The sequence below is a fragment of the Deinococcus apachensis DSM 19763 genome (assembly GCF_000381345.1).
Lineage (GTDB): Bacteria > Deinococcota > Deinococci > Deinococcales > Deinococcaceae > Deinococcus > Deinococcus apachensis.
The window spans coordinates 92,207-114,603 of the sequence record NZ_KB906400.1 but is presented as its reverse complement, the minus strand read 5'-3'; the positions used below and the strand labels follow the sequence as shown (position 1 = coordinate 114,603).

Below are 22,397 nucleotides of genomic sequence, written 5' to 3'. Positions count from 1 at the left end.
CTGGCCCAGAAGAACGTAAAGTAAGCTCATGAACACTGTCGTGGCCACGGCCGGGCTGAGGTGGCGAACCGTCCTGGTGGTGTTGGCAGCGGTTCTGCTGGTCGGAGTGGGGGGCTTCGCCGCCTTCGGGCCCCGGCCCGTTTCGCCCGGGGACGTGCGGAGGCTGTGCGAGCGCGAGGTGCGGCGGCAGACCCTGACCATCGGGAACAGGGTGGTGGAGGAGTATACGCAGACGGGCCTGACGGCGAGATTCACCCTCCGCACCCTGGGGGATACGGGCACCGCTCCCGTCCCCGTGACCTGCGCGGTGGGCGGGAATGCCAGAAAACCCGAGGTGGCGCTTCAGATGGGGCGGTAGGCGGGTGGGGCCAGGCTTGAGGGAGGCTGAAGACTCCGGGTCCGGCGCCAAATGCTGGCGGGGCTTTCCCCTACACTGCCCCCCGTGGGGAACCCCTTCGTCGAATTCGGCATCCTGGTGCTGCTGCTCATCCTGAACGGCTTCTTCTCCGGCTCGGAACTCGGGGTGGTCTCGGCCCGCAAGTCGCGGCTCCAGGCCCAGGCGACGGCCGGACACCGGGGGGCCGCCCGCGCCCTGGACCTCGCCGAGCGGCCCGGCGCCTTCCTCGCCACCGTGCAGATCGGGATCACGCTGATCGGCACCATCAGCGCCGTCTTCGCGGGCGGCAGCCTCACCCGCTACCTCGAACCGGTGCTGCGGCCCCTGTTCGGGAACGCCGCCGCCAGCGCCGCCTCGGTCGCCGTCGTCCTGCTGGTGACCTTCCTCTCGCTGGTGCTGGGGGAACTTGCCCCCAAGAACATCGCCCTGCGCAATCCCGAGGGCCTGGCTGCCCGGGTCGCCCCCTTCTTCGCGGTGCTCTCGCGGGTGGTGCGGCCGGTCGTGTGGCTGCTGGAGACGACCACGCGCGGGCTGCTGCTGCTCTTCGGCATCCGCGGCGAGCCGCAGGAGAAGATCACCGAGGAGGACGTCAAGGCCCTGGTGCAGCAGGCCGCCGAGAGCGGCAGCCTGGAGGAGGGCGAGACCGAGCGCATCGACCGGGTGCTGCGCTTCAACGACCGCCGGGTGCGTGACCTGATGACGCCCCGGGCGGACGTGATCGCGCTCGGCGTGACGGGTCCCCTGGACGTGGTGGTGGAGCGGGTCCTCGCCTCCCCCCACGACCGCTACCCCGCGGTGGACGAGGTCGGCGAGGTGATCGGGCAGCTCAATGTGGTGGACGTGCTGCGCGCCTCCCGCACGGGGGAGCCGCTCGCCGACCTCATCCGCCCGGTGGTGTACGTGCCCGAGACCGCCTGGGCCGAGGACGTGCTGGCCCGGGTCACCCAGGAGGGGCACCAGCGGTTGGCGATTGCGGTGGACGAGTACGGCACCTTCTCGGGCCTGCTGACCGCGACCGACCTGCTCAAGGAGCTGGCGGGGGTGGACGCGCCGGAGGACGCCGAGATGATCGTGCGCCGGGAGGACGGGTCCTTCCTGGTGGACGGCGCCATCCCCATGCACGACCTGCGCGACACCCTGCCCCTGCCCCGACTGGAACACGAGGAATTCAGCACCCTGGCGGGCTACGTGCTGGAGGTGCTGGGCGAGTTTCCGCAGGTGGGGTCGCAGGCCGTGGCGGACGGCTGGACGCTGGAGGTGATGGACCTTGACGGGGCGCGCATCGACCAGGTGCTGATCACGCCCCCCGCCGAGGTCATCATCGCCACGGTGGACCGGGGGGACGGCTGATACCAAGTTGCGGTGGGCCGCAGACGAGGGGCGAGGCGAGCGGCCATTCGGTATGAACACGGCAAAAGGGCGTGGCTTCTTCACCACGCCCTCTCTGTTCAGCGCTCCTCAGCTTCCGGCGTCCCTGGCCTTCTGCTCGCTGGCGGCGTCATGCAGCTCGGCCTTGCCCCGGTCCACCAGTCCCTTGCCCTTCTCCACGGCGCTCTCCAGCGGATTGTCGCTGGTCTCGGCCTTGAAGTCGTGGCCCTCGGCGCGGGCGCGGTCCGCCCCCTCGTTCACCTTGTGCTTCACGGCGTCGGCCGCCTCGCCGAGACGTTCGCCCAGGCTCTTGTCCTTGTCGGTCATGACGCACCTCCTGCACCGTTACCTTAGGGGAAGGAGGGATGGGGAGGATGGCAGGACGTTCAAGAATGTGGAGGGGCGCGGCAGGCTGGTCCTCCCCAGGAACGTTCCTCACCCCGCCCCGCCGCGCGTGGGGCGCCAGGTTCGTTCGGCAAGAACACACCCGGGCAGGCCGGTCTCGTGGGATAGTTCGGGCGTGAGTCACGCCAAGCGAGCACAAGCGCCGCACTTCCGGGCCGATCACAGCATGGTGGCTAAGCCCGGAGCCGCGGGCAGCCTTGAACTCGCCCTCGGCGACCTTTTCGCCCGCCCCGCCTCTCTCCTCTCCTTGCTGGAGCGCTGATGCTCGCCGGGAAGCAGGTCGTGACGGGGACCGGTGTGTCCTCTTTCCCCCGCGGGGGGGCAGGGTCGGCATGAACGGGCTCCAGTGGTGGGAACGGCTGAGCCGCCTGGTCCCGGCGCCGACCCTGCCCGACGAGGACGGCTGGCGCCGGAGTCTGCTGGTCGCGCTGCCCTTCGCCATCCTCGCCTTCGTGCTGGGCGCCCTCCTGGAGTCGCGCGCCACTCAGCCCTACCTCCTGGACACCGTCGCCTACCCCCTGCTCGCCCTGGGGCTGGGCCTGCTCGAACTCACCCTCTTCCTGCGCCCCGGCAGCACCGGCCGGGTCGTGCTGGGCATCATCCTGACTTGCAGCGTCTACTTCCTGACCAAGTTCGTGTCGATGCTGTTTTTCACGCCGCCCGGGCTGTCGGTTCCCGCCGAGATGACCGAGACCTACTTCTGGGTCCCGGCCCTGTACGTCCTGTCCTTCTTCGTCCCCAACGTCCGGGGTGGCCGCGCCGTCTCCTACTTCTTCTTCGGCGTCACCCTGCTGCTCAGCGCCGCGTACGTGGCGCTCCACCAGAACGCCGAGATGGATTACCGGGTGGTGTTCGCCCTGACGGAATACAACCTCGCCAACCTGACGCTGCTGGCGCTCGCGGGGGCGTTTCTGGGCTTCAAGGAGCGGGTGGTGCGGGCCGAGGCGAGGGCGGAGACCCTGCAACGGCTGGCCTACACCGACCTGCTCACCGAGCTCCCCAACCGCCTGCACTTCAACCTCACCCTTCAGGCGGCCCTGGAAACGGCCCGGCAAGCGAAGCAGCCGCTGGCCCTGCTGTTCGTGGATGTGGACGGCTTCAAGCTGATCAACGACACCCTGGGGCACGAGGCGGGCGATGAGGTGCTGCGGGTGCTGGCACGGCGCTTCCGGGCCTTCTGTGGCGAGGTGGGCTGCTGTGCCCGCATCAGCGGCGACGAGTTCGTGGTGGTGCTGCCGAACCACTCCCGACCGGAGGCGGTGGAGGCGGCCCGCGGGCTGCTCAGCCAGCTGGCGGGGCCCGTCACCCTCCAGGGTGCCGCCGTGACGGTCACGGCCAGCATCGGGGTCAGTCTCTTTCCCAAGGATGGTCAGGACGGGGACGCGCTGTTGCGACACGCGGACACAGCCATGTATCAGGTCAAGGGCAGCGGCAAGAACGGGGTCCGGCCCTATACCCCCGAGGTCGACGAGCAGGTCGAGCGGCGCAAGCTGCTGGAACGCGACATCCAGACTGCCCTGGGCCGCGAGGAACTGTTCCTGGAGTATCAGGGGCTGTACGACCTGCACAGCGGGGAACTGGTCAAGGTCGAGGCGCTGCTGCGCTGGCGGCATCCACAGCTCGGGTTGGTGTCGCCCGCAGAGTTCATCCCAGTGGCCGAGAGCAGCGGGGCCATCGTGCCCATCGGAACGTGGGTGTTGGGGGCGGCCTGCGCTCAGGTCCGGCAATGGCAGCAGCGGACCGGGCGGGCCGTGAGGGTCACCGTCAACGTGGCGCCGCTTCAGCTCGCCCAGCCGGACTTCGTGGATACGGTGATGGCCGCATTGAAGAGCGGGGGGGTGTCAGCCAGTCAGCTTGAACTCGAATTGACCGAGGGCGCGCTGCTGCGGGATTCCCGGATGGTCCGCCAGACGTTACGCACCCTTCAGCAACTGGGGCTGGCCCTCGCCATCGACGACTTCGGGACGGGGTACTCGTCCCTGTCGTACCTGCGTGATCTGCCCATCAGCAGCATCAAGATCGACCGCTCCTTCGTGCATGACCTGAGTGCTCCCCGCCGCACGCCGCAGTACGCTCTCGCCCTGATCGAGGCGATCCTGACCGTGGCCCAGACGCTCGACCTCCAGGTGGTGGCGGAGGGGATCGAGACGCAGGCCCAGCTCGAGGTGGTGCGCGACCTGGGCTGCCATGTAGGCCAGGGCTTTTACTGGTCCAGACCCCTGCCGCCCCACGAACTGGAGAAGCAGTTGCGCCGGGTGGACGCGAGCGGGTGGGCTGAATCCGGGGCGGAACAGGAGACGCGCCGCGTCAATTAAGATTTAATGAAGATCCAAAATCCCCCGAGTTGCATATATCTTGGGCCCGTTCCTTTAGCTGATCTTTAACCAATCCGCGCCCACATCGGCGGCGGGCACTCGCCGCTCAGGAGTAGCATGCTGCAAATTCCATTCGCCAGACCCTTTCCCGTCAACCCGGTGCAGGTGGAGGAAGAAGCGCTGCTCCGGCGCATCTGCGTGCGGCCGCCGTATTTCGCGCTGCAAGCCCTCCAGTTCGACGGCGAGACGTTCGGGGCCCAGGTGCGCGCCGAGTTGCCGCAGGGCGCCGAGCTGGGTCCCATCCAGGGGGCGGAACTCAGCCGACATGCCGCCATCGCCGGGCTGTGCCGAGCGGCGCTGGAGCAGGGGGACGACAAGCGGCGGTACTACCTGGCCCAGCAGGCCCGGTACGAGGGCTACCCGAGTGACGCCCCCTACGGCTCGCCGGTCGCGCTACGCGCCGCGCTGATCGACCTCTCCAAGCGGATGGCGCGCACCTCCATCGTGGCGACAGTCGGGGGCGTGCCGCTCGCCCACTTGGAGGTCGAGTACACCGTGCTGACCGAGGCCGCCTTCGAGCGGCTGTTTCAGTCGCGCCGCAGGCCGACCCCCGAGAGCGGCGCCGCCATGGGGGCCCTGCCCCCCGGCCTGATCGAGCGGCGGGGCCAGACCCTCACCCGCACCCTGGAGGGCGTGCCCGCCGAGGCGTGCGCCGGGCACTTCGAGCACTACCCCGCCATGCCCGTCGCCATCCTGATGGGCCAGCTTGCCGAACTGGCGGGGCTGGGACTGGGGGGCGGACGGGTGCCGTACCGGGTGGTGCGCGGCCGGGTGGAGGCTCAGGACTTCTGCTGGGCCGGGGAGCCCGCCCGGTTCGAGGTCACCCCGGCCGCGCACGAGGGGAAGCTCCACACCTTCCGCTGCGCCGCCCACGCGAGTGGCCGCCTGACCGGCAGCATGGACCTCACCCTCCAGCCGGTGGAAGTGGCCGGGCAGGAGTGACGCCGGGCGTAGCCTGATACCAACTTGCTCTGATTCCAGAACATCCGGTGCTTTCCCGGATGTTCTCCTGTGGCCCCGGGCTCGGGGCGGCCCCTCACCCTTCCTGCTGAGGGTGGCGTTGGCTCACCCACTCATGGTCTACCGCCGCAAGCCGGTATTTCTTGCTCCTCGCTTCGCTCAACCCTTGTCTTCAAGTCACCACAATCCGGTATGAGGGGGGAGGGAGGCGGCGAGTGGCTGCGGGAGCACGGGGGTGCAGTCCTCGCCCGGCGGTGAGGACTTTGCTTTACGTGGGGGCCGCGCCGGAGAGGCGCAACTGGGGGGCCCCTGCCCGCAGCCGCAGGACGCTCTGCCGGAAGAGTTCCGGGTCGTTCAGGGTCCGGGCAACGGTGTAGGCGCCCTGGATGGCGATGAACAGGTCGTCAGCCTCCGTCAGTGACAGGCCGAGGGCGCCGGTCCGGGCGCGCAGGGCGTCGAGGTAGAGCCGCACCGTCTGGGCGGCCCGCGCCGCCGCCGGGTCCCCCAGTGCCCGCAACTCGCCCGCCAGCGTACCGAAGGGGCACCCGAACTCCGCGGCGCCGCCCGGGTCGGCGAGCAGCCAGTCGAAGTATCCCTCGAACCACGCCCGGGGGGGTAGGGGCGCCAGGGTCGAGAGCAGGTCGAGCAGCTCGGCCTCGCAGGCTTCCAGCGCGGCGCGCACCAGGTCGTCCCGCGTCTTGAAGTAGTAGTACATGTTGCCCAGGGGAATCCCGGCGGCCTCAGCCACGTCCTTGAGGGTCGTGCCCGCCACCCCGTTCGCGCGGTAGAGCCGCAGCGTGGTGTCCACGATGTGTTCCCGTTTGCTCCGCATCCCGCACCCTCCGCTGGGGTCAAGATGCCATGAAGCGCGCCTGCATTTTGAGAGGCTGCGCAGCCTCTACCCTCAGTTGGACAACTGACTGAGTTGCCCTTCGGCCTGGGCCCCGCGGCCCGGAGGCCACGTCTTCCTTGTTCCCATGAAAGCAGGTTCGCCATGTTCTCCAGATCCCAACGCCTTCTGTCGCTCGCCGCCCTGACCACGGCCCTGCTTGGTTCCGCCCTGGCGGGGGGCAGCACCGGGACGTACGGCGCGCACGACGGTTTTCTCAACGTGAATGGTGCCCACATGCACTACGTCAGCGTGGGGCAGGGCACGCCCATGCTGCTGCTGCACGGCTATCCCCTCAGCGGTGAGCTCTTCTCGCGCAACCGTCAGGCCCTGGCCGCCGCCGGATACCGCGTCATCACCATCGACCACCGCGGGTACGGCCAGAGCACCGCCCCCGCCAGCGACCCCGGCAGCCTCCAGACCTACGCCCAGGACGCGCTGGCCATGATGGACCAGTTGAACGTGCCCAGGGCCATCATCGGCGGGATGAGCATGGGCGGCCCCATCGCCTTCGAGATGTACCGTGGGGCCCCGCAGCGGTTCCTGGGCCTGATCCTGATCGACACCATCGCCAACCCCGCCAGCATCGTCGAGCAGAACCTCTGGAAGGGCATGGCGCAAAAGGCGAGCGCGTTCGGCCCGCAGTCGCTCGCGCCGGAGCTGCTCAAGGACATGCTGACCGGGCAGACGCGGGTGAACCGCATGGCCGACGCCACGTTCCTGACGAATATCGTGAAGCAGGCCAGCGTGGCCGCGGATGTGGCGGGGGCGAACGTGCTGGCGACCCGGCCGGACTCGATTCCGACCCTGAAGACGATCACGGTGCCGACGCTGATCATCGAGGGGCTGGAGGACACGGTGTACCCGCCGGAATTCAGCCTGAAGATGCAGCAGAACATCCCGGGCAGCAAGCTGGTGGTCATCCCGGGGGCGGCGCACGCGGCGATCTTCGAGAAGGCCAGCGCCGCCAACGCCGCCATCCTCAACTGGGCGAGAAGCCACAACCTCCGCTGAGGCTGGCCGCCTGCTCCTCTCCGGCCAGGTCACGAACTCAGCAGGTTCCGCCAAGGGCCGGGAGGGGCATTCGGACGCCGGACTGATCTGTGTTCTCGCCGGAGGGGACCCGGGCGCCCTAGGGGAGCTGCACCGGCGCTACGCCCCCCATCTGTACGCCCTGACCCGCCGCGCGGGGCACCACGACCCGGAGCTGCCCGTCCGGGAGTCTTTTTTGCTCATCGTGCGGCACGCCGACGGCCACGCCCGCACCTCCCCGGAAGCGCGCCTGGATCGTGGCGATGGCGCAAAGAGCGCTCTCCCGAGTCCGGCATCAAGCGTAGCGACCATTCTGGCCCGCAAGCCCGCCCCTTCGACCTGAAGCGGCGGGCTTCGGCGACCGCCCCTCAGATGAGCCCGTGTTCCAGCGCCCGCAGCACCGCCCGGGTGCGGTCGCGCGTGCCGAGCTTTGAGAGGACACTCGACACGTGGTTCTTGACGGTGCCCTCGGAGAGCGAGAGGCCGTCGGCGATCTCGCGGTTGCTGTACCCGCCCGCGAGCAGGCGCAGCACGTCCACCTCCCGCTCGGTGAGCGCGAAGGGTGACCCCGGGGGGGGGGCCTCGCCGCCGCGCCCGCTGATCTCCCGCAGGTGCTCGGTCAGGGCGGGCTGCGCCATCATCCCGCCCGCCGCCACCGTGCGGATGGCCCCGACGAGCCGCTCCAGCGACACGTCCTTGAGCAGGTAGCCGCGCGCCCCCGCCCTCAGGCACTGGAGCACGGTCTCGTCGTCGTCGAAGGTGGTCAGGATGAGGGTGGGCGGCACGGCGCCGCGGGCAGAGAGGGTGCGCAGCACGTCCACGCCCGACAGGCCCGGCATCAGCACGTCGAGCAGCATCACGTCTACCGGGGTGGAGGCGAGCACCTCCAGGGCCGCCGCACCGCCCGCGGCCTCGGCGACCACCTCGATGTCGGGTGCGAAGCGCAGCAAACTCTGGATGCCCTGGCGCACCAGGGTCTGGTCGTCCACCACGAGCACCCGGATCACGGGCCGCCTCCCTCCGCGGTTGGGGGCGGGGCCCCTTCGCCCGGGGCACCCGGCAGCCAGGCCCGCACCGCGAAGCCCTCGCCGCGGGGGGAGCCGAACGACACGTGCCCCCCGAGCGCCTCCAGCCGCTCGCGCATGCCCCGCAGGCCGTGCCCCACCTCCAGGGCCGCCGCGCCCCGCCCATCGTCGTGGGCGGCGAGCCGCACGCCCCCCTCGTCGCGGTTCAGCGAGAGCCACAGATTGCGGGCACCCGCGTGTTTGAGCGTGTTGGTGACGATCTCCTGCACGGTGCGCAGCACCGCCCGGGCCCGCTCGGCGTCGGTCAGGACAAGGTCGGGCGGCAGGTCCAGGTGAACGCGCAGGCCCGGCGCACAGTGAACGACCCCGCGCAGGGCGAGCGCGAAGTCACCGGGGGCCTCGCGGAGCTGCCCGACGGTGGCACGCACGTCCGAGAGCAGCAGCCGGGCCAGGTCGTGCGCCCGGCGCACGTGGTCCAAGGCCTCGCCCGGGCCGAGCAGGTGCTCGGTCACCTCCAGGTTCATGTTCAGCACCGTGAGGTGGTGGCCCAGCACGTCGTGCAGCTCGCGCGCGATGCGGACGCGCTCGGCCTCCCGCGACGCCGCGGCCAGCCGCTCGCGCGCCTCGCGCAGCTCGGCGTTGCGGGCCGCGAGTTCCGCGCGGGCGCGGGCCTCCTCCCGGATCGCGCGCACGGCCGCGACCGCGAAGACCTGCATCACCAGGAAGGCGGTCGTGAGGTAGAGCATCCCGAACACGCCCTCGGTGCGGCGCAGGGTCAGCGCGAACGCCAGGCTCTGCGCCGCTACCCACACGAGTGCTCCCCGCCGCGGCAACAGGCTGGCGGCCAGGGCGGCGGTCAGGATCAGGAGCGCGCCGTGGTCGCCGTAGTGCGGCGACAGCGCCCCCAGGGCGATCACCAGGGCGCTGAGCCCGGAGGTGACCGCCAGCCGGACCCCGAAGCCGGGAGCGCCGGGCCGCCCCGGGTCGCGGCTGGCCCACCAGAAGCCTGCGGCGAACAGCAGGTACGCGGCTACCCACGCCAGCGTCTCGGGCGGCGAGAGGAACTTCAGGCCGGGTCGGCCGGTGAGCAGGTTGAACCAAGCCAGCAACCCGACGCTCAGCCACATCAGCCACCACACCCAGGGTGGGAGTCCCCTGGTGAGGAACTCTTGCATGGGGGCATCGTACGCCCGCCCCGGGTACGGCTGCCCGTGCCGGACGTCATGCGTGACTTTCAGCACGCGCGCCCGGGGGGTCAGGCCTCCTACGCTTCCGTCAACCACAGGTGGGGAGGCTGTTCGGGGATTAAGGCGGCGCAGCGGCTGGACACAACGACGGGTTCTCACTTCCCACCCAGGAGGGCTGACATGACCACTTCCACCGTTCGGCAAGCCTCCCTCGCCCTGACCCTGACCGTTCTGCTCGCCGCGTGTGCGAATACCGGAGCGCCCGCGCCCACTGGAGTGGACCCGTCCTCCGCCCAGACCGACGCTGTCCAGAGCGCCGCGCCCGAGCCCCTCCTGACGGACGCCGAGTGGGCCGAGGTCGACGCCGCCTTTGACCGTCTGCTGGGAGACCCGCAGGCCCTGGCCGCCCTGCCCAGCGACGCCGAGGTCGCGCAAGCCGAGCGCGAGGCGGCCGAGGGCCCGCAAGACGCGGCTGGTGTGCCGGATTCCGCAGCCTCCCTCGCCCCCCAGTCCACGAGCGAGCGGCAGCGTCGCCTCGCCTTCGTCGACTTCATGATTCGCACGCCGCTCTCCAACTTCTGGAGCATTCGGCAGAACGGGGCGTACCGCCGCGGCTGGTACGCGGGGTTCGACTGGAGCACGGACGGGTGCAGCGGCTACACCCGCCGGGTCCCGATCTCGATCATTCCCAAGGCGCTGCTCGACCTCATCTGGTACCGCGCCTGCACCCAGCACGACTTCGCGTACCGCAACTGGAAGAGGTTCGTGCCGGTGCGAAACCTCAAGACGCAGCGGCCCGACCTCAAGCGCCTGGCCGACCAGCGTTTCCTGGACGGCATGAACTGGACTTGCGACCTCGTGTTCGCGCCCGCCGACTGGCGGCACCCCGTGAACAAGCTCAAGCGCGCCGCGTGCCGCCGGGTGGCGACGGGCGTCTACCAGGTCGTCCGCATCATCGGCACCTGAGGCGAAGTGGTCCCGGCGCGAGCAGGCGCGCCCCCGGCCCCCGGTGGCCGCGCCTGCTCGCGCTCCCGCCCCGGCGGCGCCTCCCCGGGGCGTTGCCAGGCCAGGTGGCTGGTCCTTCCCGCCTCCTCTCGGGAGTACGCTGGGAGCACTTCACGCTCCCCTTCGGTCAACCCGACACCGACCGCGCCCCACGGAGGCGAGCATGCTCCAGATCCACCTGCTTGGTCCCTTTCGCCTCAGCCAGGCCGGACAAGCCCTCCCGTTTCGCGCCCCGCCCAAGACGCTGCCCCTGCTCGCCTACCTCGCTCTGTACGGGCGCGCCCCGCTGAGCCGCGAGGCCCTGGCGGCGACCCTATGGCCCGACGCGGGGCCCGGCGAGGGGCGGGCCAACCTGCGCCGCCACCTGCACTACCTGCGGGGGGCGCTGCCGCCGGGCGAGTGGTTCAGCGCCGAGCCTACCTTCGTGCGCTGGCACCCGGAGGGGAGCTGGGTGGACGTCCACGCCTTCGAGGAGCTGAGCCGCGACCCGGCCCGGCTGGAGGAGGCCGCGGCGCTGTACCGGGGCGACTTTCTGGAAGGCCTGGACGAGGAATGGGTGCCCTACGAGCGCGAGCGGCTGCGGGCACAGTTCCTGGTGAACCTGGGCGCGCTCGTGGGGCAGGCCAGGGCGGCCGCCGACCACACCCGCGCGATCTTCCACGCCGAGCGCCTGCTCGCCGCCGACCCTCTGCGCGAGGACATGGTGCGGCAACTGGCCACCCTGCACACCGAGTCCGGAAACCGGGCCGCCGCGCTCGCGGTGCTGGAGCGGTTCCGGGGCACGCTGGAGGAGGAGCTGGGCATTCCCCCCATGCCGGAGACGGCGGCGCTGCACGACCGGCTGCGGCGGGGCGAGGCGCTGACGCCCTTCGTGCCCGCGCCAGCTCCCGGAGGTGAGGTCCCCTGGCATCTGCCGCTGGTGGGGCGCGAGGCTGAACTCGGGGCGCTCAAGGAGGCCTGGCGCCGGGCGAGGAGCGGCCCCGGACAGACCCTGCTCCTGGGCGGCGAGGCCGGGGTGGGGAAGACCCGGCTGGCGCGCGAACTCGCCCTGACCGCTGAGGCCGAGGGGACCCTGGTCCTAGTGGGCCGCACGACCTCGCCCGAAACCCGGCCGCACCAGGCGCTCGCGGATGCCCTGGGGACGGCCGCGCCGCTGCTGCTGGACCTGCCCGGTGCGGAGGCTTGGCTTCCCGCACTCGCCACGCTCGTCCCGGCGCTCCGGGCCCGGCGCCCGGAATTGCCTGTCCTTCCCCCGCTGCCCCCCGAGCGGGAACGCGAGAGACTGGCCGCCGCCGTCTCCGGGGCGCTCACCGCGCTCGGCCGGGCCCGCCCGGTGCTCCTCGCCCTGGAGGACCTGCACTGGGCGAGCGAGGCGTCGCTGGGGCTGGTCGAATTCCTGGCCCGCGCCGCCCCCGCCCGGACACTGCTGCTCGCCACGTACCGTGACGACCTCGCGGGTGGCCACCCGCTGCGCGGGACACGCCAGCGGCTGCGCGAGGAGAACGCGGCACAGTCGCTCGCCCTGGCCCGCCTGAATCCGGAAGCAGCTCTGGCGGCGGTGGAGCGTGAACTGCCCGGGGACCTCGCCCGCCTCGTCGCTGCCCGCAGCGAGGGGCTGCCACTGTACCTCACCGAGCTGACCTTCGAGGCGCGGCGGGGGGGAGAGGTGGGCCTCCCACAGGGCATCGGCGAGACGGTGCGCGCCCGGCTGGAGCGCCTGGGCCCGGTACCCCGCGCGCTGGTGGACGTGGCCGCCGTGCTGGGCCCCACCTTCGCGGGGGACATGCTGGGCGACGTGAGCGGCTGGCCGGAGGGCGAACTCTACGCCGCCGTGGACGAGTTGCTCTCGGCACGCTTCCTGCGCGAGGCGTTCGGCGGGCACCTCGCCTTCGTCCACGGGCTGGTGCAGGAGGGCGTGTACGCGGGGATCGAGGCGAACGTCCGGCGCAGGCTGCACCGCCGCGCGGGGTTGGCGTTGGAGGAGCGGCTCCCGGTGGGAAATGCCGCCGACGTGGCCCGGCATCTCGACCTGGGCGGGGAGGCGGAAAGGGTCGCGGGGCACTACCTGACGGCAGCGAGAGAGGCTGTCGCGGTGGGGGCGCCGGACGAGGCGCTGCACTTTCTTGGCCGTGCCCTGCAGTTCACGCACGGCTTGCCAGGGCGGTTCGGGGTGCTGGCCCTGCGCGAGGAGGTCACGAGGCGGCGCGGCGAGCTGCGCGAGTGGGAGGACGACCTGACCACGCTCGCCCAGTGTGCTGAGGAGTGGGGGGACCTGGAGGCGCGGCGCGAGGTGCTGCTCCGGCGCGTCCACTACCACCGACGTGCCGGGGAGCCCGAGCGGGAGGGTGAGGTGATCACCGCGTTAGAGGCGTTGAGCAGCGGCTCACCCGTGTGGGAGGCCCGCGTCAGCTTCCAGCGGGGAGCGCGCTGCTTCCGCAACGGTGACCTCACGGGAGCGGCGCGCTGGTACGAGCTGGCCCGGGCCGCATTCGAGGGGTCGGGGCGGCCCTCCGAACTGCTGTCCTGTCTGTGTGAGCAGGGAATGGTGCAGCTGAAGCTCGGTCACCTGGAAGAGGCGCAGGCCGCTCTTGGCCGGGTTCTCGCCCTCGCGGAGGAAAGCCGTGATCCCCAGCAATTGAATGCGGCGTACGGGCTCGCCCTGATGGTCGCCCAGACGCGCAAGGACGACGTGCTCCAATATGAGTATGCTCAGCGCAAGCGCGACGCGGCGCGGACGACCTTCAGCTGGGAGGCGGAGGCTATCGCCGAGGCCCATATGGGCGGCAGTTGCCTCGCCCGCCTGATGTTGCGCGAGGGACGTGAGCATTACGCCCGCGCCGCGGCCCTTTTCGACCAGCTCGGCCACCGCAGGGGTCAGGCGGCCGTGATGTTCAACCTGGGGTGCCTGGATTTTTACATGGGTGCCTACTTGGCCGCGCTGGAGAAATTCGCCCGGGTTAACGAATGGGCAGAACAAATTGAAGACCATCAATACCACATCCTGTCCTTGATTGTCCGGGCGGACGTGTATAACAAGCTCCTGCAGCACGCTGAAGCGCGCGACTTCGCCCTTCAGGGGCTCGTGCTCACGGAGCAACGTTCGGATGCCGAGTACCGGCCCTGGGCTCTGACCTCGCTCGGGGTGGCCGAACTCGGGCTGCGACATCTTGAACCCGCTTTGAACGTCCTGACGGAAGCCGCCGCGCTGTTTCGGGCGACCGACGTTCCCTCGGCCCTTGCCATGACCCTGTGTCACCTCATCGAGGTGCGTCTCCTCACCCAGAACCTGCCCCTCGCCGCGGAGGTGGCGGGCGAGCTGCAGGCGCTCGATATGGCGAACCTGCGGCCCGACGATCACGACCTCTACTTCCTGACGCTGGCCCGGCTGGCCCGCGCCCAGGGCCATGGGGATGAGGCCGCTCGGTATGCCGAGCAGGCCCGCGCCGCCCTGCAGCGCAAGATGGAGGCCATTCCCGACGAGGACCTGCGGGCGGCGTACCTTGACCTCCCGTTCAGCCGGGAAGTCCTCGGTTTGGTCCCCACGGGCGCCCCGACCTGAAAGGCCCGCCCCGGAAGAACAAGTCGCCTCCCGGGCGACTTGTTTTGGTTTCCCACCGCTAGACGCTTTCTAGACGCCCCGCCGCGCACACTGCCCGCATCGGTCCGGGTGAGTCGGCGGTAGCGCCCATCACCGCCCGCCGAGACGGAGGCTAGCGGCCCAGGAGCCGCCCTCCAGGCCGGTTCTTCCGCCATGCGCGGCTGAGCCTGGTTCCACTGCGTTCCTCTTCGCCGTCTTCCGGCCCAGCCGCTGGCCGGGAAGGAGAGCCTATGTAACTCCTTGGCCTCACGCCTCCACCCGGGTCTTCCCGTCTTCTCGCCCAGTTCACCCCAGGAGTCGCTCATGTCGGAAATCCACATCAGCCCCAGCCAGAACGGCAAGGCCCCCGCGCTCCCGATGACCTGTCTGCTGGCCGCGCTCCTCGCCGCGTGCGGTCAGGCGCCCACGGCGGGTGCGCCGCAAGCCCCGGCGCAACTCGCTGACGCTCCGCAGGTCGTCTCCGATCTCGACGCCACCCAGGGCGCGCTTCGGCCCGCCGCCGTCACCGACCCGTACACCTACTACAACTTCACGGGCACGGACGGCGTCCAAACCCTGATGTCCACGGGCGAGGGCGTGTGCTGGCTGGCCAAGGTCGGCGGTAATCTCAACAGCAACTCGGATTACCTGCAGGTCTACCACTCTCAGGGCCAGTGGAAGCTGAACTACCACTCGGACAGCTCTGATCCGGTGAGTGGGCGCGTGTACTGCGTCAAATGGACCGCCTTCAAGACACCCACCGTCACGCAGCCCGCCCGCTGGATCTCGAACGGGTTCACGAGCATTGCCAACAGCTGCACCTCCTTCAACAAGGACACCTGGTGGGGCGACGCCGCGACCTACATCAGCTATGTGGGCGGTGACGTGCAGGGGATCGGCGGCGTGTACGTCAGCCAGAGCACCTCGGGCTCCAAGTCCTCGACGATGACGGCAGTGGCGTGCGCCACCACGTCCAAGGTCTACGGTGGGGCGCACTCGCTGTTCATCGGCAAGCCCTCCTCGAACGACCTGCCCCAGTTCTGGGGCCCCGGCGGCGTGGGGGTGCCCTACAGCACGGCGTACAAGACGGGCAGTTACCGCGCGGTGTCCTGGGGGCCGAGCACCGTCGAGATGGCCCCCACCGACCGGGCGTTTTGTTACCTCAGCACCCTGTGGGGCGACTTCGACGCCATGATCGATGAGGCCAAGGTCTACCGCTCCACGAACAGCGCGGGTCAGCAGGTCTGGAAGCTCAGTGTGTACGACTCCAACCCCGGGGGCAACAAGGGCATTGGGGCGTACGCCAACTGCTACATGCTCACGCAGTACTGAAGCTCGCGGCGGGGAGGGGGTTTTTGCCCCTCCCCACGCGGCCTCACCCCAGAGGAGTCCCCCGATGACGACTTCCCAGGAACGCACCGTCCTCGACATGTTCGCCACCGCGAATAAGGATGGACTGCTGGCCGCCGCAAGCTTTTACGCCGGGTACACCCACGACTCCGGGCGCGAGGTGGGCCGGGCGGGGGTGGAGCGTGTGTTCGCCGACATCGCCGCCACCTCCCCGGACGCGTACTTTCACGTCGATCAGGTCGTCTCCCATGGGGAGCGGGTGGCCGTGCGCGCATCTTCAGCAGCACCCACCTGGGCACCAGGCGCCTTCCCCTCGACCACGACGGCTTGCTGGCGGACCTTACCTCAGTGTCGGTGCGGCATATCCACCTCTACGGGGCCCGGGGCGGGCTGATCACCGACCACCACGGCCTGCACGACAACGTCGGGATGGTCCCACAGCTCGGCGTGTCCGTGCGGGTCATGGCGGAGGGCTGGCGGCGGGGGTCCGTTTCGAGCTGAGGTCTGCCCGGCCAAGCGAGGTCGCACCATGCCCACCCCCCGCGCCTTTCTCCTCGCCGCCCCGCTCGCCTTGGTGGGGGTGGCGCTGATCTGGGGCTCGTCACACCTCGTCGTGCAGGCGGCCCCGGGGGAGCTGGGCGTGCCGCTGCTCGCCCTGGGCGCCCGGTGGGGAGGCGAGCTTCCACCTCCAGGACTGTCCTAGCGTTTTCCGGTCGCCCATTTCCTTCCCCGCGGGCGGGTTCCAGTCCCCGCCCGTCCCCAGGGCAGCTCCAGACCCCGAAAGGAGCACTCCATGACCCGCACGACGGACAGCATTGGGATTCTGGGCACCGGCATCGCGGGCTTGCAGCTGGCCCTCTTCCTCCAGCACCACGGCCTGCCCGTCACCCTTTACGGCGAGGGACCGCCCATCAGCCGAATCGGGGCCCGGCTTCCCAGCCTCGTGCTGCGCACGGACGCCACCCGGGCCCGCGAACGGGCGCTCAGGGTGAACCACTGGGACGGCCTCTCTGACCTCACCGGCTGGCACACCGACGTGCGCGGCGAGCGCCCCCTGCGCTTCACCGCGCGGTTTGACCGACCGCTGAGCGGCGTGGACCTGCGCCTGTACGAGGCGCGACTGCTCGAAGACTTCGTGGACCGGGGCGGGGACTTCGAGGTCGGCACCCTTGAAGCCTGGGATCTGGGGCGGCTGGGATACCGCCACGCCCTGCTGGTGGTGGCAACCGGGCGCGGCGGGCTGAGCGGCCTCTTTCCCCGCGACCCGCAGCGCTCGCCCTTCACCGCCCCACAGCGCCTGCTGATCGGCGCCCTGTTCGAGGGCGGCACGGAGGACGAGCCCCGGGAGGTGCGGCTGAGCCTCACGCCGGGAGTGGGCGAGGTCTTCGAGATTCCCTGCCTGACCTTTGAGGGACGGCGTGTGGGGTTGGTGGTGGAGGCCGTGCCGGGCGGGCCGCTGGAAGACTTCGCGCGGGCGGGGTACGGGTCCGGGGAGGTCGCTCCCGCCCTCCTGGGCGTGCTGCGCGACTACGCTCCGCAGTCGTTCGGGCGAATGGACCCCGGGCGCTTCCGGCTGACCCGGGCGCTGAACTTCCTGCAAGGGGCGGTGACGCCGGTGGTGCGCCGGGCCTTCGTGCCGCTGGAGAACGGGCGGTACGCGGTGGCGCTGGGGGACGCGCTGTGTGCCCACGACCCCATCGTGGGGCAGGGGGCGAACGCCGCTTCCGCCTGCGCCTGGGTGCTGGGCGAGCAGATCGTGGGGGCCGGGGGGAACTTGGAGGCCACCTTCAGGCAGGCGACCGAACTGAGGCTGTGGGAGGTGCTGCGGCCCACGGTGGAGCTGACGACCAGCGCCCTGCGTCCGCCCACCCCGCACCGCCTGGCCCTGCTGGCGGCCTGCTCCCAGCACCCGCACCTGGCCTGTGCCTTCATGAGCCTCGTTCACGATCCGACCCGGTACTGGGAGGTGCTGGCGACGCCCGAGGGGGTGGAGGACTTCCTGCGTGGCCTGGGTGTGGCCCCTGCCTGCCCGCCCTCGGCCCCCGCGCCCCTTGCGGCACGGGTGCGAAGCTGAATCCTTCCGGCCTCCCCCATCCCTGTTGGGCTTTGCCCTGTACGTCGCGGTCGGCCCGGAGGCGCTGCCCGCCCGGGCCCCGACGACGAGCGCCAGCGGCCGACGGGAGGAGTCGGCCACCTTTCCCGACAGGCCGGGGCTGGACGGTTTCTAGACGCTGCGGAACGCACCATGCGCGCAGCACGGCGGGAAGCACCGGGTTTCACCCGTGACTTTAACCGCCGCGCCGTGGGTGCGGGTGCAGGAGGCCCACCCGGAAAAGCTATGCACCTCGAGGAAGTCGCCGTCACCTCCCCTATCGCCCTCAGGAGACCCCATGACCGCCACCGATTTCCAGACTGTCGCCGCCAACGAGACCGCCGTCCGCGCCATGCACGACGCCTTTCGCCGCCGCGACTTTCCGGCGGGCGCGCAGCTTTTCGCCCCCCTGTTCAGCAACCACGGCAAGCAGGTGCCCCGCGAGGCTGTGGTCGCCGTCTGGACCGACATCTGCACCCGTTTCCCGGACGCGCGGCTCGACGTCCTCGACCTCGTGGCGGAGGGTGGGTGGGTGGTCGTCCGCAACGCCTACAGCGGCACGCACCGGGGCGTGGGCCAACTGCCCGTGGACGGCGGCTTCATGGTGGGCCTCCCGCCGACGGGGCGGCCCTTCTCGGTGGAGCACATCCACATGTACCGCTTTCAGGACGGTTTGATCGTCGAGCACTACGCCTGCCGCGACGACATCGAGATGATGGCGCAGCTCGGATTGCCGCTCGCTCTGCCGGGTGTCGAGGCGCACAACCGGGCGGTGATCGAGCGGATGCACGAGGCGATGCGCCAGCGTGGGCTCACCGCGCAACTTGAGTTCTTCGCCCCAATGGTTCGGAGCCACGGCTTCCCGGCGACCCGCGACGACATCCGGGCCGTGCTGGAGGACATCGAAACCACCTTTCCGGACGTGAGCTTCGAGGTGCATGAGATCGTCGCGGAGGGCGACCGGGTGATGGGGCGCTACACGTTGCGCGGCACCCACCTCGGTGTGCAGCGCCTGCCCTTTGTCCACGGCGGTTTCCTGGCAGGTGCCGAGCCCACCGGCCGGTCCTTCACGGCGCAACACGTTCACATCTTCCGCTTGCAAGGCGGCCTGATCGTCGAGCACGACGCCGTGCAGGACAACCTGGAGATGGCGCGGCAGCTCGGGTTGACCGTCCAGGCCCCGGCGCGCGGAGAGTAACCGCCGTTGCTGAGGGGGGACCCCCCAGAAAGAAGGCAAAGATGGCTGTTCTGATTATTGGTGACGTTCCCGGCCAGACGCGGGAGGGCTACGAGAGCATGATCGCGGCGCTGGGGAGCGCCATGAAGGAGGCCCCGGGCTTCGTCATGCACACGGCCTACCCCGTCGAGGACGGCTGGCGGGTCGTCGAGGTCTGGGCTTCAGCGCGGGACGCGGGCCAGTTTTTCGCCACCTTCGTCCACCCCAACCTGCCGCCCGGTATCCGGCCCAAGCGCTCGGTGCAGGAACTTCACACCCTCGTGAGCGTCTGAGATAGCTGCCGCTTGGCCCACCGAGTTCGGCCTTTCCCAAGCGCCCCTTCCCCGGAGTTCAACCATGCTCAGCCTCTCCCTCCTGCTCGCGCTCCTCTTCGCCCTGGCCTCCCTGCCGCCCCGTGACGGGGGAATTGGCCGCGACGCCGCACGTTCCCGGGGACGCCGCCCCACTGTCCCCCGGTGCCCCTCTCCAGGAGGTCTGAGATGACCGCCCCCCAACCCCCTTCCCCCGCAGGTTCACGTCGGACACGTCCACCTGCGCGTCGCCGACCTTGGCCGCTCGGTGGCCTTCTACCGCGACGTGATCGGCCTGAGCACCGTCGACAACGGGGCCGACCACGGGCATCCGGGCGTCGCCTTCCTCTCGGTGGGCGAGCCCTACAACCTCGTGACCCTGAGCACTTGGCACAGCGCAAACGGCACCCCCGCCCCCGGGGGACGCTCCGGGCTGGACCACTTCGCGCTGCTGTACCCCAACCGGGCGGCGCTCCTGCGGGCGGTGCGGCGGCTGGTGGACCGGAACCAGCCCCCCACTTTCGCGGCGGACGGTGGCGCGGTGGTTGGCGTGCGCGTCCCCGACCCGGACGGCATCACGGTCGAGCTGTACGACCAGCGTCCGCGCGCGACCTGGCACACCCCCGGCGGTCGCCTAGTGCTCAGGACGGAGTCCTTCGACCCGCTGGAACTGCTGCGCGGGCCGGACGAATTTCCCACAGTGGTCGTATGGGAGGATCGTCCATGACGGCCCCGCACACCCTCCCCGCCGTCAACTTCTTCGACCCCGCCTTCAAGGCTGGCCCCTTCCCCGCCTACGCCGCGCTGCGTGGAGGCACACCGATTCACCCCGTTCCTCTCCCCAACGGCGAGACGGTGTGGCTCGTCACCCGCTACGCCGACGTGCTCACGGTGCTGCGCGATCCGCGTTTCGCCAAGGACTTGTTCGCGGCCCTCACGCCCGAACAGCTCGCCCGGCAGCCCCGCGCCCAGGCGGGCTTCCGGCTGCTGCACCGCCACCTCCTCTCGCTCGACCCGCCCGACCACACCCGGCTGCGCGCCCTGGTGCAGGCGGCCTTCACCCCACGGTATATCGAGACCCTGCGCCCACGCGTGCAGCAGGTCGCGGACGAATTGCTCTCGGCCCTTCCGGAAGGCAGCGAGGTGGACCTGATCGCCGCCTACGCCTTCCCGCTGCCGCTCACCGTCATTGCCGAGATGGTGGGGGTGCCCGCCGCCGACCGCGACCTCTTCCGGGCGTGGTCCGCCGCCGTCGTCTCCAATCCCGCGCCCGGGCCGGGCACGTCCGGCGAAGTCCTGCGGGTGCTCGCGGAGTTCGGCGACTACCTGCGGGCGCACCTCGCCCGGCTGCGGCGTCAGCCCGACGAGCGCCCTGCTGCGCGCGCAGCAGGACGGGGACCGCCTGGATGAGGACGAGCTGCTCTCGATGCTGTGGCTGCTCCTCGTCGCGGGCTTCGAGACGACCGTGAACCTGATCGGGAACGGGGTACTGGCGCTGCTGGAGCATCCCGAACAACTCGCGCGGCTGCGCGCGGACCCCGGCCTGCTGCCCGGCGCCGTGGAGGAGTTGCTGCGCTTCTGCGGCCCGGTCGAGACCTCGATGCTCCGCTGGGCGCGTGAGGACGTGACCCTGCACGGGGCAACCATTCCCCAGGGCTCCCCAGTGGTCGCGGTGCTGGCGTCGGCCAACCGCGACGAGCGGCAATTTACGAACCCCGACGACCTCGACGTGACCCGGGAGGTGAGGGGGCACGTCGCCTTCGGGCACGGGGTCCACTACTGCCTGGGGGCGCCGCTGGCCCGGCTGGAGGGGCAGATCGCCCTGGGGTCGCTGCTGGGCCGTTTTCCCCGCCTGCGTCTGGCCGTTCAACCGGAGGAGCTGCGCTGGAAACCCGGCGTGCTGATGCGCGGCCTCCACGAACTGCTCGTCCTGACTTGAAAGCCACTCCTCTCGAAAGGAAAACGTTCATGTCGCACCCCGCTGCCCGGCCCCTTTCCCTCCCGCCGCTCGCCTGTGGGCTGCAGCTTCTCAGCGCCTCCCGGGCGCCTGGCCGACGGTGCCCGGTCAAGGGACACCTGCCATGACCGCCCCCTGGGTCACCTCGGTCCCGCTGCTGGCTGGAATGGTGGCGACCGCCCTCTTCGTGCTGAGCAATCTACCCATGCTGGCGCGGGCCCTTCGGAGCAAGGACCTGCGCTCGTACAGCCTGACCAATCTGGTGATGATCAACGCGGGCAACGCCTTTTACTGGCTGTATGTGGCGAACCTGCCCCCCGGGCCCATCTACGTGCTGCACAGCGTGTACACCGTTGCCTCCGCGGCCATGTTGCTGCTGTACCTGCGGTATCGCGGGCGGCAGCCGGGAGGTTGGGGATGAAGACGATCGGCGTTCTGGGCGGCATGGGTCCGCAGGCCACGATGGCCTTCGAGCAGCAACTTCACCGCGTCTCACAGGCCCTGGTCCCCCCGCACTTCGGCACCGGCTACCCGCCGATGGTCGTGTGGTATCACCGCCACCCGCCCGCCGTGCTGGATGAGACGGGCGCGTTCAGGATGCCGCCCGAGCCCCACCCGCGGCTGCTGGAGGGGGCGCGCTGGCTGGGCCAAGTCGCGGACTTCCTGGTGGTCACCTCCAACGGCGTTCACAAGATGTGGGGCGCGCTGGAAGAGGCGGCGGGCCGTCCCCTCCTGAGCATGATCGACGTGACGCTCGCCGAGGTCCAGCGCCGGGGGTGGCGCCGGGTGGGCGTGCTGTGCATGGGGGGCCGCAGGTGTACGCGGAGCCCCTGGAAGCGCGTGGAATCGCCTGGGAAAGCCTCTCCCCTGAGCGGCAAACGCTCCTGAACGCCGCAATCCTGCGGGTGATGGAGGGCCGCGAGGACGAGGCGGGTGCAGCGCACGCGCGGGCGGCAGTGGGGGCGGTGCGCTTGGCGGGGGTGGACGGCCTGATCCTGGGCTGCACCGAACTCCCCTTCCTGCTGCCCGAGGAACTGGACCGGCCGGAGGTGCTCAACCCCGGCGCGCTGCTCGCGGAGGCAGCGGTGCGTCACGCCCTTTCGGACCTCCACTCCGCGCCCAAAGGAGGCTCTCTTCCCGCAGGCAAAGCTTCTTAAGCCCGCCCAGATCGGCCCCCGGCCAGACTGGGCTCTTCCCAATGCGGGTGAGGCTCGGCGGAGGCTTTCACCCATAGCCGCCGCGTTCCTGACG

23 protein-coding genes and 1 pseudogene are annotated in these 22,397 nt (G+C 70.5%); 20 read left to right on the top strand and 4 right to left on the bottom strand.

Translation table 11 applies throughout. The annotated features are described in order from the left end of the window. Nucleotides 1-28 precede the first annotated feature (28 nt). Complete coding sequence (locus F784_RS26045; protein WP_019586085.1) at nt 29-358, top strand: hypothetical protein; 330 nt, start codon at nt 29-31, stop codon at nt 356-358. An 84-nt stretch (nt 359-442) separates the two neighbouring features. Further along, on the top strand, nt 443-1,747 hold the full coding sequence (locus tag F784_RS0107390; RefSeq protein ID WP_040382684.1) for a hemolysin family protein: 1,305 nt from the start codon (nt 443-445) through the stop codon (nt 1,745-1,747). Between the two features lie 108 nt (nt 1,748-1,855). On the opposite strand, the gene F784_RS0107385 is transcribed toward F784_RS0107390, so the two are convergent. Continuing rightward, the gene (locus F784_RS0107385) at nt 1,856-2,092 is read right to left on the bottom strand and encodes a hypothetical protein (protein ID WP_019586083.1); all 237 of its coding nucleotides are present in this window, start codon (nt 2,090-2,092) and stop codon (nt 1,856-1,858) included. A 410-nt stretch (nt 2,093-2,502) separates the two neighbouring features. On the opposite strand from F784_RS0107385, the gene F784_RS0107380 reads away from it, so the two are divergent. Further along, on the top strand, nt 2,503-4,485 hold the full coding sequence (locus F784_RS0107380) for a putative bifunctional diguanylate cyclase/phosphodiesterase (RefSeq protein ID WP_019586082.1): 1,983 nt from the start codon (nt 2,503-2,505) through the stop codon (nt 4,483-4,485). A gap of 117 nt (nt 4,486-4,602) precedes the next feature. Further along, on the top strand, nt 4,603-5,487 hold the full coding sequence (locus tag F784_RS0107375) for a hypothetical protein (protein ID WP_019586081.1): 885 nt from the start codon (nt 4,603-4,605) through the stop codon (nt 5,485-5,487). A 286-nt stretch (nt 5,488-5,773) separates the two neighbouring features. Here the strand turns inward: F784_RS0107375 and F784_RS0107370 are convergent, their stop codons facing one another. Beyond that, nucleotides 5,774-6,337 (bottom strand): TetR/AcrR family transcriptional regulator, encoded by a 564-nt coding sequence (locus F784_RS0107370; protein ID WP_019586080.1) that lies wholly within the window; start codon nt 6,335-6,337, stop codon nt 5,774-5,776. A 162-nt stretch (nt 6,338-6,499) separates the two neighbouring features. On the opposite strand from F784_RS0107370, the gene F784_RS0107365 reads away from it, so the two are divergent. Then, nucleotides 6,500-7,408: an alpha/beta fold hydrolase gene (locus F784_RS0107365; protein ID WP_019586079.1), complete on the top strand. Its 909-nt coding sequence runs from the start codon at nt 6,500-6,502 to the stop codon at nt 7,406-7,408. 386 nt (nt 7,409-7,794) lie between these two features. On the opposite strand, the gene F784_RS0107355 is transcribed toward F784_RS0107365, so the two are convergent. Further along, the gene (locus F784_RS0107355) at nt 7,795-8,433 is read right to left on the bottom strand and encodes a response regulator (protein ID WP_019586077.1); all 639 of its coding nucleotides are present in this window, start codon (nt 8,431-8,433) and stop codon (nt 7,795-7,797) included. Continuing rightward, nucleotides 8,430-9,626 carry a sensor histidine kinase gene (locus F784_RS22540; protein ID WP_083939162.1) on the bottom strand — a complete coding sequence of 399 codons (1,197 nt, stop codon included), beginning with the start codon at nt 9,624-9,626 and terminating at the stop codon, nt 8,430-8,432. Before F784_RS22540 ends, F784_RS0107355 begins: the two co-directional genes overlap by 4 nt. A 192-nt stretch (nt 9,627-9,818) precedes the next feature. Here F784_RS22540 and F784_RS24450 point away from each other — a divergent pair, with 192 nt between their 5' ends. The 15 genes and pseudogenes from F784_RS24450 to F784_RS25190 all read left to right on the top strand — a co-directional run bounded on the left by F784_RS24450 (nt 9,819) and on the right by F784_RS25190 (nt 22,303). After that, nucleotides 9,819-10,604 carry a phospholipase A2 gene (locus F784_RS24450; protein ID WP_019586075.1) on the top strand — a complete coding sequence of 262 codons (786 nt, stop codon included), beginning with the start codon at nt 9,819-9,821 and terminating at the stop codon, nt 10,602-10,604. A gap of 202 nt (nt 10,605-10,806) precedes the next feature. Beyond that, complete coding sequence (locus tag F784_RS0107340; protein ID WP_019586074.1) at nt 10,807-14,202, top strand: ATP-binding protein; 3,396 nt, start codon at nt 10,807-10,809, stop codon at nt 14,200-14,202. Between the two features lie 342 nt (nt 14,203-14,544). Next, nucleotides 14,545-15,552, top strand: a complete 1,008-nt coding sequence (locus tag F784_RS0107335) for a hypothetical protein (protein WP_019586073.1) — start codon at nt 14,545-14,547, stop codon at nt 15,550-15,552. A 64-nt stretch (nt 15,553-15,616) separates the two neighbouring features. Continuing rightward, on the top strand, nt 15,617-15,964 hold the full coding sequence (locus F784_RS0107330; RefSeq protein ID WP_019586072.1) for a nuclear transport factor 2 family protein: 348 nt from the start codon (nt 15,617-15,619) through the stop codon (nt 15,962-15,964). 135 nt (nt 15,965-16,099) lie between these two features. Continuing rightward, nucleotides 16,100-16,273 (top strand): hypothetical protein, encoded by a 174-nt coding sequence (locus tag F784_RS26035; protein ID WP_019586071.1) that lies wholly within the window; start codon nt 16,100-16,102, stop codon nt 16,271-16,273. A 90-nt stretch (nt 16,274-16,363) separates the two neighbouring features. Then, nucleotides 16,364-17,644, top strand: coding sequence for a styrene monooxygenase/indole monooxygenase family protein (locus tag F784_RS22530; RefSeq protein ID WP_019586070.1), 1,281 nt, complete (start codon nt 16,364-16,366; stop codon nt 17,642-17,644). 25 nt (nt 17,645-17,669) lie between these two features. Next, nucleotides 17,670-17,798, top strand: coding sequence for a hypothetical protein (locus F784_RS27530; protein ID WP_019586069.1), 129 nt, complete (start codon nt 17,670-17,672; stop codon nt 17,796-17,798). Between the two features lie 162 nt (nt 17,799-17,960). Further along, the gene (locus tag F784_RS24445) at nt 17,961-18,860 is read left to right on the top strand and encodes an ester cyclase (RefSeq protein WP_019586068.1); all 900 of its coding nucleotides are present in this window, start codon (nt 17,961-17,963) and stop codon (nt 18,858-18,860) included. 41 nt (nt 18,861-18,901) lie between these two features. Continuing rightward, nucleotides 18,902-19,171 carry a hypothetical protein gene (locus F784_RS0107305; protein ID WP_019586067.1) on the top strand — a complete coding sequence of 90 codons (270 nt, stop codon included), beginning with the start codon at nt 18,902-18,904 and terminating at the stop codon, nt 19,169-19,171. A 256-nt stretch (nt 19,172-19,427) separates the two neighbouring features. Then, nucleotides 19,428-19,916 (top strand): annotated as a pseudogene (locus tag F784_RS22520) (VOC family protein); the annotation flags it as partial. Then, nucleotides 19,913-20,599: a cytochrome P450 family protein gene (locus F784_RS26780; RefSeq protein WP_211211881.1), complete on the top strand. Its 687-nt coding sequence runs from the start codon at nt 19,913-19,915 to the stop codon at nt 20,597-20,599. The pseudogene F784_RS22520 and the gene F784_RS26780, both read left to right, overlap by 4 nt. Nucleotides 20,600-20,615: 16 nt before the next feature. Further along, complete coding sequence (locus F784_RS26775; RefSeq protein ID WP_211211880.1) at nt 20,616-21,128, top strand: cytochrome P450; 513 nt, start codon at nt 20,616-20,618, stop codon at nt 21,126-21,128. A 142-nt stretch (nt 21,129-21,270) separates the two neighbouring features. Continuing rightward, entirely contained in the window at nt 21,271-21,567 is a 297-nt protein-coding gene (locus F784_RS0107290) for a hypothetical protein (protein WP_019586065.1), read from the top strand. Next, nucleotides 21,564-22,034: an aspartate/glutamate racemase family protein gene (locus tag F784_RS0107285; protein WP_026332341.1), complete on the top strand. Its 471-nt coding sequence runs from the start codon at nt 21,564-21,566 to the stop codon at nt 22,032-22,034. Before F784_RS0107290 ends, F784_RS0107285 begins: the two co-directional genes overlap by 4 nt. Beyond that, a complete protein-coding gene (locus F784_RS25190) occupies nt 21,962-22,303 on the top strand; it encodes an aspartate/glutamate racemase family protein (protein WP_169405657.1) in 342 nt (113 codons plus the stop codon). The genes F784_RS0107285 and F784_RS25190 overlap by 73 nt, the downstream gene beginning before the upstream one ends. Nucleotides 22,304-22,397 lie beyond the last annotated feature (94 nt).

What these genes read in the sequence shown, in the direction of transcription:
- F784_RS26045 (WP_019586085.1), top strand. Translation starts at nt 29, where the DNA reads ATGAACACTGTCGTGGCCACGGCCGGGCTGAGGTGGCGAACCGTCCTG.
- F784_RS0107385 (WP_019586083.1), bottom strand. Translation starts at nt 2,092, where the DNA reads ATGACCGACAAGGACAAGAGCCTGGGCGAACGTCTCGGCGAGGCGGCC.
- F784_RS0107380 (WP_019586082.1), top strand. Translation starts at nt 2,503, where the DNA reads ATGAACGGGCTCCAGTGGTGGGAACGGCTGAGCCGCCTGGTCCCGGCG.
- F784_RS0107375 (WP_019586081.1), top strand. Translation starts at nt 4,603, where the DNA reads ATGCTGCAAATTCCATTCGCCAGACCCTTTCCCGTCAACCCGGTGCAG.
- F784_RS0107370 (WP_019586080.1), bottom strand. Translation starts at nt 6,337, where the DNA reads ATGCGGAGCAAACGGGAACACATCGTGGACACCACGCTGCGGCTCTAC.
- F784_RS0107365 (WP_019586079.1), top strand. Translation starts at nt 6,500, where the DNA reads ATGTTCTCCAGATCCCAACGCCTTCTGTCGCTCGCCGCCCTGACCACG.
- F784_RS22540 (WP_083939162.1), bottom strand. Translation starts at nt 9,626, where the DNA reads ATGCAAGAGTTCCTCACCAGGGGACTCCCACCCTGGGTGTGGTGGCTG.
- F784_RS24450 (WP_019586075.1), top strand. Translation starts at nt 9,819, where the DNA reads ATGACCACTTCCACCGTTCGGCAAGCCTCCCTCGCCCTGACCCTGACC.
- F784_RS0107340 (WP_019586074.1), top strand. Translation starts at nt 10,807, where the DNA reads ATGCTCCAGATCCACCTGCTTGGTCCCTTTCGCCTCAGCCAGGCCGGA.
- F784_RS0107335 (WP_019586073.1), top strand. Translation starts at nt 14,545, where the DNA reads ATGTCGGAAATCCACATCAGCCCCAGCCAGAACGGCAAGGCCCCCGCG.
- F784_RS0107330 (WP_019586072.1), top strand. Translation starts at nt 15,617, where the DNA reads ATGACGACTTCCCAGGAACGCACCGTCCTCGACATGTTCGCCACCGCG.
- F784_RS26035 (WP_019586071.1), top strand. Translation starts at nt 16,100, where the DNA reads ATGCCCACCCCCCGCGCCTTTCTCCTCGCCGCCCCGCTCGCCTTGGTG.
- F784_RS22530 (WP_019586070.1), top strand. Translation starts at nt 16,364, where the DNA reads ATGACCCGCACGACGGACAGCATTGGGATTCTGGGCACCGGCATCGCG.
- F784_RS24445 (WP_019586068.1), top strand. Translation starts at nt 17,961, where the DNA reads ATGACCGCCACCGATTTCCAGACTGTCGCCGCCAACGAGACCGCCGTC.
- F784_RS0107305 (WP_019586067.1), top strand. Translation starts at nt 18,902, where the DNA reads ATGGCTGTTCTGATTATTGGTGACGTTCCCGGCCAGACGCGGGAGGGC.
- F784_RS26780 (WP_211211881.1), top strand. Translation starts at nt 19,913, where the DNA reads ATGACGGCCCCGCACACCCTCCCCGCCGTCAACTTCTTCGACCCCGCC.
- F784_RS26775 (WP_211211880.1), top strand. Translation starts at nt 20,616, where the DNA reads ATGCTGTGGCTGCTCCTCGTCGCGGGCTTCGAGACGACCGTGAACCTG.
- F784_RS0107290 (WP_019586065.1), top strand. Translation starts at nt 21,271, where the DNA reads ATGACCGCCCCCTGGGTCACCTCGGTCCCGCTGCTGGCTGGAATGGTG.
- F784_RS0107285 (WP_026332341.1), top strand. Translation starts at nt 21,564, where the DNA reads ATGAAGACGATCGGCGTTCTGGGCGGCATGGGTCCGCAGGCCACGATG.